Raw genomic sequence first — 13759 nt, forward strand, 5'->3', positions numbered from 1 at the left:
CATTGTAAGACTGGATATTGGCCCCTTTCATCGTGCTTAAAAAGTATCTCCTTGTCTATCATCCCCATCTATGTTTTAAATTGCCAATTTGCGCTTTAAAAATTCTAATCAATCCCTTGTGCTATCGGACATACTAGATAAATAACCAGTATAAATAAAATGGTGAAATAACTATCATTTTTTGTTTTTTTGTGGTAAAAAGTGGTGAAAAGTGGCATAAAAAAATAATTATAATTAATTACTTGATTTTAAATAAATTTAATTTTGTTAAATTTGCAATGGATAAGGTCTGCTCATGTTTAGTGGTGCAATTTCAATCAATTTAGACAGTAAAGGGCGTTTAGCGATACCAACGCGCTATCGTGAAGTATTGTCTACAGGATTGGTATGTACTATCGGTCTGCATCATCCTTGTTTAATGCTTTATCCACTAGAACAGTGGCAATTGATTGAGCAAAAGTTAGCAAAATTATCTTCTATGATTGAGGTTGAAAGACGTATTGCAAGATTATTATTAGGTCATGCAACGGAATGCCCAATGGATAATTCGGGACGGATTTTGATTCCGATGACATTACGTAAATATGCCAAATTAGATAAAAGTACCATGTTTGTTGGGCAATCCAATAAATTTGAAATTTGGGATGAAACAATCTGGTATGAACAAATTGCTGAAGATATTGCGGCAATTCCAGCTGACATTGGTGAGTTGTCAGAAAACCTTAAACATTTAACAATTTAGTGACTAAAATGGATTACCAACACATTACCGTATTATTACATGAAGCCGTCGACGCGCTTGCCATTAAGCAAGACGGTATTTATGTGGATGGCACATTTGGTCGTGGTGGACATTCTCGACTAATTTTAGAAAAATTAGGGCCGCAGGGCAGATTAATTGCGATTGATCGTGACACACGTGCAATAGAACAAGCAAAGTTAATTGATGATCCGCGTTTTCACATGATCCATGGTGAGTTTTCTAATGTAAAACATTATATTGAAGATCTCAATTTAATGGGAAAAGTCAATGGTTTCTTACTCGATTTAGGGGTTTCATCACCACAGCTAGATGACCCTATACGAGGATTCTCGTTTATGCGTGATGGGCCATTAGATATGAGAATGGATGTGACTAAAGGTATTTCCGCAAGCGAATGGTTAATGCAAAGCGATGAGGATGACATTGCATGGGTCTTAAAGACATTTGGTGAAGAACGATTTGCTAAACGTATTGCCAGAGCAATTGTTGCTCAAAATAGGCTACAACCTATTACACGAACGTTAGAGCTTGCAGCCTTAATTGATAGTGCAAGCCCTATCAAAGAACGTCATAAGCATGCAGCAACCCGTAGTTTTCAGGCCATACGAATTTATATTAATAGTGAACTTGAAGAAGTGGAAAACGCGTTAAAAGACAGTCTTGACATTTTATCGGATCATGGTCGATTAGCTGTGATCAGTTTTCATTCTTTAGAAGACCGAATTGTAAAACAATTTATAGCAAAGCAGAGTAAAGGACCTGAAATACCAAGAGGTTTACCATTAACGGAACAACAAATTAAACAATATGGTTCTGCGAGCGTTAAATCATTAGGTAAGGTAAAACCGTCTAAATCAGAAATTGAACAAAATCCAAGGTCTCGAAGTGCAATATTACGCGTTGCTGAGCGAATAATATGAGTAATAATCAAAAAAAACGCTTTAGTTTAGTGAAATTGATTATTGATGATTTATTTAAAAATCAAAAAATATCGTTGTTATTAGTTTGTTTAATTATTGTTTCTGCCATTTTAGTGTTGTGGACAACACAACAAACCAGAAAACAACTTTTTGCCAGAGAACAATTGATACTTGAACGTGATGTACTTGAAAGCGAATGGCGAAATTTAGTGATTGAGGAAAATGTACTGGCTGATCCTAAACGGATAGAGCAAAAAGCAAATTTGCTGAATATGCAGTATGTATCGCCGAAAAATGAGACCGTAATTGTTATAAAGAATCGATAATGAAAGCAGCTAAAAAGAAACCAACTGAGAACAAATTTTTTGCTAAATGGCGATTTTATGTAGTTTATGGCTTTATTTTTGCAGCAGTATTTGGTTTAGCATTAAACTTGGCTTTATTACAATTAGTTGATCCTGAACGGTTAATTACAGAAGGGGATAAGCGTTCTATTCGACACCAAAATGTTGGCGTGCCAAGAGCAATGATTGTCGATCGTAATGGTCGAGCACTAGCGGTGAGCGTCCCAATGTATGATGTGTGGGCTGACCCAAAAGTGGTGATGCAATCAGGCAGCATTGATGTGAATGATATTCGATGGCAAGAACTTGCCAGTAGCTTAGCCTTACCGATTGCAACCGTGGAACAAAAGTTAAATCAGCCTTCATTACGGTTTGTTTATTTAGCGAAACAAATTACGCCTACTAATGCTGATTATTTAAAAAAATTGAAATTACCAGGTATCTATTTTGATAAAACATCAAAACGATATTATCCCGCTGGTGAAATGATTGCTCAGCTCATTGGTTTAACTAACATTGATAATAGTGTTGAAGTTGGCGCTGAGGGGATAGAGAAAAGTTACAATAGTTGGTTAATCGGCGAGTCGGGTCAACGAATTGTACGCCGTGACCGATTTGGGCGCGTGATCGAAGAGCTTGAACGGGTTGATGGTGAAGCTGCTGCGGATTTAGTGCTGAGCATTGATGAACGTTTACAATCGCTTGTTTATAAAGAACTCGATCAAGCCGTCGAGTTTAATAAAGCTGATAGTGGCACCGCAGTGTTGGTGGATATCAAGACGGGCGAAATCTTAGCAATGGCCACAAATCCATCGTATAACCCAAATAACCGCTCAAAAATTGATGCGAGTTTATTACGAAATCGGGCCATTACCGATGCATTTGAACCCGGTTCAACGGTTAAGCCATTAATTGTGATGGCCGCTTTAGAAAAGAAAATCGCTGATTTAAAGACCATTATTGACACAAGACCGTTTTATGTTAATCGTTATGAAGTTAAAGATGTTTCTTACCAAAAGTCACTGAATTTGGCTGGTATTTTAGAAAAATCAAGTAATGTTGGTGTGAGTAAGTTAGCCCTTCAGATGGATCCACGTGAAGTTGTTGAGTTTTATTCACGTTTTGGGTTAGGGCAAACAACAGGTTTAGGTATTGGGGGGGAATCAAGTGGTACGATTGCAGCCAACCGAACGCGTTGGTCAGATATCGAACGGGCGACGTTTTCGTTTGGTTATGGTTTAATGGTAACACCATTACAATTGGCTCGAGCTTATGCAACCATTGGTAGTTATGGTGTTTATCGACCCGTTTCCTTACAGAAAGTGAATGAACCAGTCAAAGGTCAGCGCATTATTGATGAAAAAACGGCTAAAACAGTGGTTGAATTAATGGAAGCCGTCGCGGTAAGTGGCGGAGGGACAAAAGCATCTGTGCCTGGCTACAGTGTGGCAGTTAAAACGGGGACGGCTAAAAAACTGGGCCCCAATGGTAAATATATTAATCAGTATATCGCCTATACGGCAGGTATTGCACCAGCATCAAAACCGCGGTATTCGTTGGTTGTGATTATTGATAATCCAAAAGCTGGACAATATTATGGCGGTACCGTATCAGCACCGATTTTTAGTCGTATAATGGGTGGTACTTTACGAACGATGAATATAGAGCCAGATAAAGAATTAGATAATCAAATGATTATTTATTAATCAATAAAATAGCAGTAAAAATAGGTACACGTCTGGATGATAGAGAATACAAAAATGGCACATTATGATTTAAAAACGCTAGTCAATTATTTTGGAGTATCATTAAATAATGTTTGCTCATTAGCGTCTTTGCCATTTGAAAATCAAATAATTGAACAATTACGCTTAGATAGTCGTCAAGTTAAGCCTAACGATCTTTTTATTGCTTTAAAAGGTCAATCGCATGATGGTCGAGAGTTTATCCCTCAAGCTGTTATGTCTGGCGCCATTGCAATTTTAGCTGAGACAGATAATTCTGTAGAAGATAAAACATTAAGTTATTTTACTTTTGATGGTAAAAAAATTCCACAGATCAATATTTATCAATTAGCTAATCGTATTTCTGCATTTGCAAATGAATTTTATGATCATCCGTCGTCCAAAATGAAAGTCATCGGTGTGACAGGAACAAATGGTAAGACGACGGTCACCCAGCTAATTGCTCAATGGGCGAGCTTAATCGGTCAAAAAAGTGCTGTATTAGGTACAGTGGGTAATGGCGTGTACGGAAAGCTTACTCCATCAGCGAATACCACCTCATCATCAATTGAAATACAATCATATCTAGCGGCATTTTTAGCCGAAGATGTAAAAATTGTGGCGATGGAAGTCTCTTCCCATGGTTTAGCGTTAGGGCGTGTGCAAGATGTGTCATATGCAGCGAGTTTATTTACTAATCTAAGCCGTGATCATTTAGATTTTCATCATACAATCAAAAACTATAAAAATGCGAAATGGTCTTTATTCTCACCGTTGACAAAAGAGCTGGCGGTGAAACATTCTGGCAAACGCGTGATTAACTATGATGATAAAGTTGGCAGAGCCTGGATTAATAAATTAGAAGACGCTGTTGTTGTTTCAACACAGCCAGAATATTTAACCAAAATTCGTGCATTGGGTAAAGCCTATATTGGTATCTCATCAATCGAGTATCATGACAAAGGTGTATCACTCTATTTTGATTCAAGTTTTGGCAATGGTGTTTTAGAGAGCCGCTTATTTGGATCATTTAATGTTTCAAATTTATTATTAGCGCTAGGAGCACTGCTCGCATTAGGTTTTCCATTCTTCGCATTGATTAATACGGTGCCACATTTATCGCCAGTCTGTGGACGCATGGAGATTTTTGCTGTCAAAAACAAACCAACCGTGATTGTCGATTACGCTCATACACCTGATGCATTAGACAAAGCACTCTTCGCGGCTAAAGAGCACTGTCATGGCAAATTGTGGGTAATCTTTGGTTGTGGTGGTGATCGTGATCGTGGTAAACGTCCATTAATGGCGAATGTTGCGCAATCTTATACCGATAATATTATTGTCACTAATGATAACCCAAGGACAGAAGACCCAGATACGATTATTCATGACATCATGGCCGGATTTACTGAACCAAATCAAATTAACATCGTTAAAGATAGGGTGACTGCAATACGATGGGCAATTGATCATTCAAATGAGAATGACATTATACTTGTCGCTGGTAAAGGACATGAAGATTATCAAATAATTGGTCAAACGAAACATCATTATTCTGATCGTGAAACCGTCAGTGATTTGTTAGGGATGACGTTATGATTTCTATTTCAATAAGCGAATTGAAACACGTTGTTGACGGGCAATTAGTCGCAATTAAAGACGATAGTGTTTTAATTCATGACATCTGTACTGACTCAAGACATATTGCCGCTCAATCGTTATTTATTGCATTAGTTGGTGAGACATTTGATGGGCATAATTTTGCTCAACAAACCGTTGAATTGGGGGCAAAAGCAGTATTGGTGAGCCATCAAATTGATGATCAAACGCCTCAAATTATTGTGAATAATACGCATCAAGCATTAGGGCAAATTGCCGCTTGGGTTAGGTCTAAATCAACGGCAAAAGTGGTCGCGTTAACAGGGTCTTCCGGTAAAACCTCAGTCAAAGAAATGACCGCGGCAATCTTATCACAATGTGGTAAGACCTTATTTACGAAAGGTAATTTCAATAATGATATTGGTGTGCCATTAACACTATTTAGACTCACTGAAGACGATCAATTTGCTGTTATTGAGTTAGGTGCGAACCATATTGGTGAAATTGCTTATACTACTCAAATCGTTAGACCGCATACAGCACTGATCAATAATATTTCTGAAGCACATTTAGAAGGATTTGGCTCGTTAGACGGTGTTGCACAAGCAAAAAGTGAAATTTTTATGGGATTGCCTGAAAACGGTGTAGCAATTGTTAATTTAGAAAGTTACCGACAAAGTTGGTTAACGCATTTAACAAATAAACAAGTTGTGTGTTTTTCATTGCAACAGGCAAACGCTGATTTTTATGCAAAAACAATACAACAATCAGGCTTAACACAATTTATTTTACATACTCCTGCAGGGGAGATTTCAATTAATTTACCTATGCTTGGTTTACATAATGTTTCCAATGCCATCGCTGCTTCAGCATTAGCGATGTCGGTGGGCGCAACGTTAAATCAAATTAAAGTCGGTTTAGAATCTGTTCAGGCGGTGAAAGGGCGGCTTTACCCGATTCATCTTAACGAAAACCAGCTAATTTTAGATGATTCATACAATGCTAATATTGGATCAATGACTGCTGCAATCAAGGTGTTAGCAGGACAAAAAGGTTTCCGTGTTTTCGTCGTCGGCGACATGGCTGAGTTAGGTAAAGATTCTGAAAAATTGCATCAACAAATTGGTGAAGAAGCTAAAATAGCAAAATTAGATTGTGTTGTCAGTGTAGGCAAAAATAGTGCGTTTATTAGTCAATTTAGTGGGGTTGGTCACCATTTTAATGATAAAATCGCTGCCACGGATTTTTTAAAGAAAATATTACAACAACAGCCTACCGTGACTTTATTAGTTAAAGGCTCACGAAGTTCAAAAATGGAAGAAATTATTCATAATCTTAGCAATAATTAGGACAAATCATGTTAGCTTGGGTATTTGGGTTTTTAGTTAAATATATCACATTTTTTAATGTGTTCTCTTATCTGACGGTTAGGGCGATTTTTGCTTTATTAACCGCGTTAGTGATATCACTTGTCATGGGACAGAAAGTGATAGATTGGTTACAAAAATTGCAGATAGGTCAAGTCATTCGTAATGATGGTCCTGAAAGTCATTTAAGTAAAAAAGGCACGCCAACAATGGGAGGGACACTTATTCTTGCTTCCATTTCAATTTCAGTATTGCTATGGGCTGACTTAAAAAATCCCTATGTTTGGATCGCATTATTCGTATTAATTGGTTATGGATTAGTCGGGTTTGCTGACGATTATTTAAAAGTGGTACGTAAAAATACCGCAGGATTAATTGCGCGTTGGAAGTATTTCTGGCAATCAGTGATTGCGTTAATTGTGGCATTTGGTCTTTATGTTTATGGGAAAGATACTGCTGTGACAGCCCTTGTCGTACCATTTTTTAAAGATGTTGTTCCTCAGTTAGGTGTTTTCTTTATCTTATTAACTTATTTTGTCGTGGTTGGTGCAGGTAATGCCGTTAATTTGACTGACGGTTTAGATGGCTTAGCGATTATGCCTACTGTTTTTGTGGCTGGTGGCTTTGCATTAGTGTCATGGGCAACAGGTAATGTTAATTTCGCTGATTACCTACATATTCCGTATATTCGTTATAGCGGTGAATTGATGATTGTCTGTATGGCGATCGTTGGAGCTGGGCTTGGTTTTTTATGGTTTAACACATATCCTGCAATGGTCTTTATGGGGGATGTGGGCTCACTTGCTTTGGGTGGTGTACTTGGTATTATCGCCGTTTTATTAAGACAAGAATTTTTATTGCTTGTAATGGGCGGGATTTTTGTCATTGAAACACTTTCCGTTATTTTACAAGTTGGTTCATTTAAATTGCGTGGGAAACGTATATTTCGTATGGCACCCATTCATCACCATTATGAATTAAAAGGTTGGCCTGAGCCACGAGTCATTGTTCGGTTTTGGATTATCTCGTTAATGCTTGTTTTAATTGGACTTGTTACGCTAAAAATGCGTTAAGTCATAAGGTTCGATATGATTAATTATCAAGGTAAAAACATCATTATTATTGGGCTTGGAGTCACGGGTTTATCTTGTGTTAACTATTTTTTGTCCAAAAATGTGATTCCCAAAGTCATTGATACTCGGCATAAACCAAGTGGTATTGAACAACTTGACCCGCGTGTAATGTATCATACTGGTGGATTAAACCTTGATTGGATTTTAGACGCTGATCTTATTGTTGTCAGCCCTGGTATTGCTCTAGCTACCCCTGAACTCGTGAAAGCTAAGTCACGGGGCATTCAAATTATTGGTGATATCGAATTATTTTGTTTAGAAGTTAATCAACAACCTCATAAAAAAGTGGCAGCAATTACGGGCTCTAATGGTAAAACAACTGTGACCAGTCTAGTCGGAGAGATCGTTGCTGCGTCAGGTTGTCGTGTCGGTGTTGGTGGCAATATCGGCCAGCCAGCATTAAGCTTGCTTGATGAAGAGTGTGATATTTACGTTTTAGAACTATCAAGTTTTCAGCTTGAAACAACTTACAGTTTAAAGGCAACAGCGGCGACAATTTTAAATATATCAGAAGATCATATGGATCGTTATCCAGAAAGTATTTTGCAATATACAGCAGCGAAACAAAGAATCTATCAAAATGCTGAAAATTGCATTATTAATTATGATGATAAATTAACTTATCCACACACTGACGCTAAAAAAGGTCAGTGGATTGAGTTTGGATTACAAGATGGCAAGTATCACTTAGATTTACACAATCAACATATGATTGTTAATGATCAGTTAGTGTTAAACACCAGCCAACTATCACTGTTTGGTGTACATAACTACCTCAATATTTTAGCTGCATTAGCCATCACAGATGCATTAGGCATTGAACGTTCAGTCAGTTTGCTGGCAATTAAACACTTTAAAGGGTTATCGCACCGTTTTGAACTTGTGTATGAACATCATGGCGTTCGTTGGATTAATGATTCTAAGGCGACCAATGTTGGTAGTACTGAGGCAGCATTAAAAAGTGTGGTTTGTAACGGTACCTTATATTTATTATTGGGTGGTGATGGCAAATCAGCAGATTTTTCACCACTTATTCCTTATTTATTAAAACAACCTGCCTTACACATCTATTGTTTTGGTCGTGATAAAGTAGAATTAGCTAAGCTAAGACCTGATGTTACTAAGGTTGTCGATACAATGAAAGACGCATTAGTCGATATTGCACATCAAACACAATCTGGTGATGTGGTGCTATTGTCCCCAGCCTGTGCAAGTCTTGATCAATTTAAAAATTATGCAGAACGAGGCCAGGTATTTGCTATGTTAGCGAAGGAGCTCGGATAAATGCGTTGGTTCCATGTCAAAAATCATGTTAATGCGCAAAGCATGCTTTATGATCGTGCATTATTATGGACCATCATCGGTCTCATGGTCTTTGGCGTATTGATGGTGACATCAGCCTCGATGGCCATAAGCGAAAGCAAACCGTTTTTCTATACGCAAAGAGAACTTGTTCAGCTTGGACTCGCGTTGTTTGTGATGCTAATTGCACTCTATATCCCAACGTATCGATGGAAACAAGCCAGTACTATTTTATTGCTTGTCAGTATTGTGATGTTAATTGTAGTGTTATTTGTGGGTTCATCAATCAAAGGCGCTGCACGTTGGATTCCGTTAGGCGTTTTTAACTTTCAACCTGCGGAATTATCAAAATTAGCATTATTTTGTTATTTGGCAAGTTATTTAACGCGTAAATCTGATGAGGTCCAAAGTAGCTTTTGGGGCTTTTTTAAACCGATGACAGTGATGCTCGTTTTATCATTATTATTGTTGAAGCAACCGGATCTAGGTACGGTCATTGTTTTATTCTCTGTCACGCTGGGTATTTTATTTATCGCGGGTGCAAGATTATGGCAATTTATTGCGATATTAGGTACAGGGATCTTTTCGGTCATTTTGCTGATTTTATTTGAACCTTATCGTTTAGTCCGTTTTACAACGTTTCTTGATCCTTGGAAAGATCCTAATGGGTCTGGTTATCAGCTTACCAGTTCATTGATGGCAATTGGTAATGGTGGTTTCTGGGGGCAAGGTTTAGGTAACTCAGTCCGTAAACTTGGTTATTTACCTGAAGCGCATACAGACTTTATTTTTTCAATTATTGCGGAAGAGCTGGGTTATGTTGGTGTACTTGCCATTTTAGCCTTATTATTCTTTTTGACGTTTAAAGCGTTATCAATTGGTTACCGTTCATTAAGTGTTGGTTCATTATTTCCAGGGTATTTGGCCTGTCAAATCGGTATTTGGTTTGGGTTTCAAACATTTGTTAATATTGGCGTGACATCAGGAATGCTACCGACTAAGGGGCTGACATTACCGTTTATTAGTTATGGTGGTTCGAGCTTAATTATTATGAGTTTGGCTGTTGCATTATTACTCAGAATCGATTTTGAATTTCGTCAAGAGCAGATTCAAGCAAGAGTAAGGATTAAAAAATGACAAAAAAATTGTTAGTGATGGCTGGTGGTACGGGCGGGCATGTTTTCCCTGGGCTTGCCGTTGCCCACGAATTGATGAAACAAGGTTGGCAAGTTCGTTGGTTAGGCACTGCTGATAGAATGGAAGCTCAATTAGTTCCTCAACATGGTATTGATATCGATTTTATTAAAATATCCGGCATCAGAGGCAAAGGGTTAGTTGCTAAATTATTTTCGCCACTACGCATTATTACAGCCGTTATGCAAGCACGAAAAATAATTAAAGCTTATCAACCTGATGTAGTACTTGGGATGGGGGGATATGTGTCAGGACCTGGTGGTATCGCTGCAAAATTATGTGGTGTTCCAGTGGTGTTGCATGAGCAAAATGGTATTGCTGGATTAACCAACAAATGGTTATCAAAAGTAGCTACAACCGTTTTACAAGCTTTTCCATCGGCATTTAAAAAGGCTAAAGTAGTCGGTAACCCCGTCAGAGAGGATATTTTAGCTTTACCAAGCCCAACAGAGCGTTTTAGCCATCATGATGGTAAGATGAGAATATTGGTTATGGGCGGTAGTCAAGGTGCTAAAATATTAAATGACGTATTACCTGTTGCATTTAAAGACGTTAATGAACAATTTGTGATTTGGCATCAAACAGGAAAAGGTGCTCAACAAACGGTACTCAACGCGTATGATGGGATTGATATGACTGGAAGTAAAGTCACTGAATTTATTGATGATGTTGCTGCTGCTTATCATTGGGCGGATATTGTCATATGTCGCAGTGGAGCATTAACCGTAAGTGAAATACAGGTTGTTGGCCTCGGTGCAATTTTTGTCCCTTTTATGCATAAAGATCGCCAACAATATTGGAATGCAAAACCTTTACAAGATATCGGTGCAGCGAATATTATTGAACAAATGAATTTTACTGCCGATAAGTTAGTTGAATTGTTAAGACCGCTAGATCGTCAGCGATTATTAGATATGGCAATTAAGGCCAATAGTCTGGCCATTAAAGACTCAGCGTTAGAGGTTGCTCAAGCGATTAAAGATTGCGTTGTTAAACATTAAAAAACAGTAATAAGATAAAATATGAATGCAAAAAAATTAGCAGAACTAAGAACAATGATTCCTGAAATGAAGCGGGTAAGGCATATTCATTTTGTTGGAATTGGTGGTGCTGGTATGGGCGGCATTGCCGAAGTCCTCGTTAATGAAGGATATGAAATCAGTGGTTCTGATATCGCTGAAAATGCAGTGACACAACATTTAGCCACACTCGGTGCAAAAATTACAATTGGTCACAAGGCAGAAAATGTGACCGGTGCCAGTGTTGTTGTTATTTCATCTGCTATTTCAGAAGATAATATTGAAGTTGTAACCGCCATTGAGGCGCGAATTCCGGTTATTCAACGTGCACAAATGTTAGCTGAATTAATGCGTTTTCGATATGGTATTGCCATAGCGGGTACACATGGTAAAACAACCACAACCGCTATGGTGACAGCAATTTATGCTGAAGCAAAACTGGATCCGACTTTTGTCAATGGTGGGTTAGTTAAAGCCGCTGGGACTCACGCAAGATTAGGTAGTAGCCGTTATTTTATTGCTGAAGCCGATGAAAGTGATGCTTCTTTTTTACATTTACAGCCTATGGTTTCGATTGTTACTAATATTGAAGCTGACCATATGGATACCTATCAGGGTAATATTGATAATTTAAAACAGACGTTTATTACTTTTTTACGTAATTTACCGTTTTATGGATTAGCAATTATGTGCTATGACGATCCTATAAATAGAGAATTATTGCCAATTATTGGACGTAAAATTATTAGCTATGGTTTCAATGACGGTGCTGATGTCATCATAAAAAATTATCAACAGGTATTAAGCCGTAGTTTCTTTACCGTAGTACGAGAGGGATTACCTGAACTCAATGTCGAACTTAATGCGCCAGGTAAACATAATGCACTAAATGCAACGGCAGCGTTAATAGCCGCAACCGAAGATGGTATCGATGATAATGCGATTTTAGCAGCATTAGCTAAATTTGGTGGCACAAGTCGTCGCTTTGATTTTTTAGGTTCTTACGCGCATCCACAAGGTGGGGAAATTATGATGGTTGATGATTATGGTCATCATCCAAGTGAAGTCAATGTGACGATTCAGGCAGCTAGAAATGGTTGGCCTCAAAAACGCTTAGCGATGTTGTTTCAACCCCATCGATATACACGTACACGTGATTTGTTTGATGATTTTGCTAATGTTTTATCTCAAGTGGATGTATTAGTCATGCTTGATGTTTATTCGGCAGGAGAACAACCCATAGCGGGGGCAGATAGTCGAGCACTATGTCGTACAATACGTAATCGAGGCAAAGTTGATCCGATTTATGTTGCTGATCCTAACACGTTACCGGAAGTATTAGCTGAAGTATTAAAAGGTGGTGATCTATTACTTACCCAAGGCGCAGGCAGTGTAGGTAAAATTGCGCGTCATTTATCAAATATGGAATTATTTGTGCAACAATCATTAGTAGAAGGTGATAAATAAATGGCTGATAAAGTTGCAGTATTGTTTGGTGGTACATCAGCAGAACGTGAAGTTTCGCTAAAATCAGGCAATGCAGTATTAAACGGTTTACTTGAAAAAGGTATTGATGCTTATGCAATCGATACCCGCGACTATCCGATTACTCAACTTAAGCAAGATGGCTTTACTAAGGCATTTATTGCATTACATGGCAGAGGTGGCGAAGATGGTATTACTCAAGCCATTTTGACTTATCAAAATATTCCTTATACAGGAAGTGATGTGCTGTCATCAGCTTTGACCATGGATAAATTAAAAACCAAATTAGTCTGGAAATCATCTAATTTACCTGTTGCAGAGTATGTCATGGTTGAAAAAGGTCAACCAATTTGTGTTGAAGAACTGGTTAAACAACTTGGTTTGCCATTGTTTGTTAAGCCAAGTCATGAAGGTTCAAGTGTGGGAATGAGTCGCGTTAATGAAGCAACAGATTTACAACGTGCTATAGAACATGCTTTTAAATTTGATAATTCAGTGATGGTTGAAGCTTTTTTATCGGGGGCTGAATATACTGTCGCCATTGTTGGTGATGAAGTGTTACCCACCATTAAAATTCAACCTGCTACCCCATTTTATGACTATGACGCAAAATATTTGTCGGATAAAACACAGTATTTTTGTCCAAGTGGATTAGATGAAGCGCAAGAAATGGCACTTCGTGACCTTGCCTATAAAGCATACCAATCTGTGGGATGCCGTGGTTGGGGACGAGTTGATATCATGTTTAGTGCAGAGGGAAACCCTTATTTGCTTGAAGTGAATACCGCACCAGGCATGACTGATCATAGTTTAGTGCCAATGGCAGCGAAACAATGTGGTTGGTCGTTTAGTGATTTAGTTTATAAAATTTTATCTTTAGCTAAAGTATAATGTTTAAGAACTTACGAT

General features: G+C 38.1%; 12 protein-coding genes. All 12 read left to right on the forward strand.

Annotation, left to right across the window (positions count from 1 at the left end; genetic code table 11):
• Positions 1–295: 295 nt before the first annotated feature.
• The 12 genes from mraZ to ABEA36_RS01365 are packed head-to-tail and all read left to right on the forward strand — an operon-like array spanning position 296 to position 13741.
• Complete coding sequence (gene mraZ / locus ABEA36_RS01310) at positions 296–742, forward strand: division/cell wall cluster transcriptional repressor MraZ (RefSeq protein ID WP_345487924.1); 447 nt, start codon at positions 296–298, stop codon at positions 740–742.
• Complete coding sequence (rsmH, locus tag ABEA36_RS01315) at positions 742–1683, forward strand: 16S rRNA (cytosine(1402)-N(4))-methyltransferase RsmH (RefSeq protein ID WP_425571837.1); 942 nt, start codon at positions 742–744, stop codon at positions 1681–1683. Before mraZ ends, rsmH begins: the two co-directional genes overlap by 1 nt.
• On the forward strand, positions 1680–2009 hold the full coding sequence (gene ftsL, locus ABEA36_RS01320) for a cell division protein FtsL (protein ID WP_345487929.1): 330 nt from the start codon (positions 1680–1682) through the stop codon (positions 2007–2009). The genes rsmH and ftsL overlap by 4 nt, the downstream gene beginning before the upstream one ends.
• Entirely contained in the window at positions 2009–3733 is a 1725-nt protein-coding gene (gene ftsI / locus ABEA36_RS01325) for a peptidoglycan glycosyltransferase FtsI (protein ID WP_345487931.1), read from the forward strand. Before ftsL ends, ftsI begins: the two co-directional genes overlap by 1 nt.
• Before the next feature lie 36 nt (positions 3734–3769).
• Positions 3770–5350 carry a UDP-N-acetylmuramoyl-L-alanyl-D-glutamate--2,6-diaminopimelate ligase gene (murE, locus tag ABEA36_RS01330; protein ID WP_345487933.1) on the forward strand — a complete coding sequence of 527 codons (1581 nt, stop codon included), beginning with the start codon at positions 3770–3772 and terminating at the stop codon, positions 5348–5350.
• The gene (gene murF, locus ABEA36_RS01335; RefSeq protein WP_345487935.1) at positions 5347–6699 is read left to right on the forward strand and encodes a UDP-N-acetylmuramoyl-tripeptide--D-alanyl-D-alanine ligase; all 1353 of its coding nucleotides are present in this window, start codon (positions 5347–5349) and stop codon (positions 6697–6699) included. The genes murE and murF overlap by 4 nt, the downstream gene beginning before the upstream one ends.
• A gap of 8 nt (positions 6700–6707) precedes the next feature.
• Complete coding sequence (gene mraY / locus ABEA36_RS01340) at positions 6708–7790, forward strand: phospho-N-acetylmuramoyl-pentapeptide-transferase (RefSeq protein ID WP_345487937.1); 1083 nt, start codon at positions 6708–6710, stop codon at positions 7788–7790.
• A gap of 15 nt (positions 7791–7805) precedes the next feature.
• On the forward strand, positions 7806–9134 hold the full coding sequence (murD, locus tag ABEA36_RS01345) for a UDP-N-acetylmuramoyl-L-alanine--D-glutamate ligase (protein WP_345487939.1): 1329 nt from the start codon (positions 7806–7808) through the stop codon (positions 9132–9134).
• The gene (gene ftsW, locus ABEA36_RS01350) at positions 9135–10289 is read left to right on the forward strand and encodes a cell division protein FtsW (RefSeq protein ID WP_345487941.1); all 1155 of its coding nucleotides are present in this window, start codon (positions 9135–9137) and stop codon (positions 10287–10289) included. It begins immediately after the preceding gene.
• Positions 10286–11347, forward strand: a complete 1062-nt coding sequence (murG, locus tag ABEA36_RS01355) for an undecaprenyldiphospho-muramoylpentapeptide beta-N-acetylglucosaminyltransferase (RefSeq protein WP_345487943.1) — start codon at positions 10286–10288, stop codon at positions 11345–11347. Before ftsW ends, murG begins: the two co-directional genes overlap by 4 nt.
• A 21-nt stretch (positions 11348–11368) precedes the next feature.
• A complete protein-coding gene (gene murC, locus ABEA36_RS01360) occupies positions 11369–12832 on the forward strand; it encodes a UDP-N-acetylmuramate--L-alanine ligase (RefSeq protein WP_345487945.1) in 1464 nt (487 codons plus the stop codon).
• Positions 12833–13741, forward strand: a complete 909-nt coding sequence (locus ABEA36_RS01365) for a D-alanine--D-alanine ligase (RefSeq protein WP_345487947.1) — start codon at positions 12833–12835, stop codon at positions 13739–13741.
• The last annotated feature ends 18 nt before the right edge of the window (positions 13742–13759 follow it).

Origin of the sequence: Orbus sasakiae, from assembly GCF_039542345.1 — a bacterium.
GTDB lineage: Bacteria > Pseudomonadota > Gammaproteobacteria > Enterobacterales > Orbaceae > Orbus > Orbus sasakiae.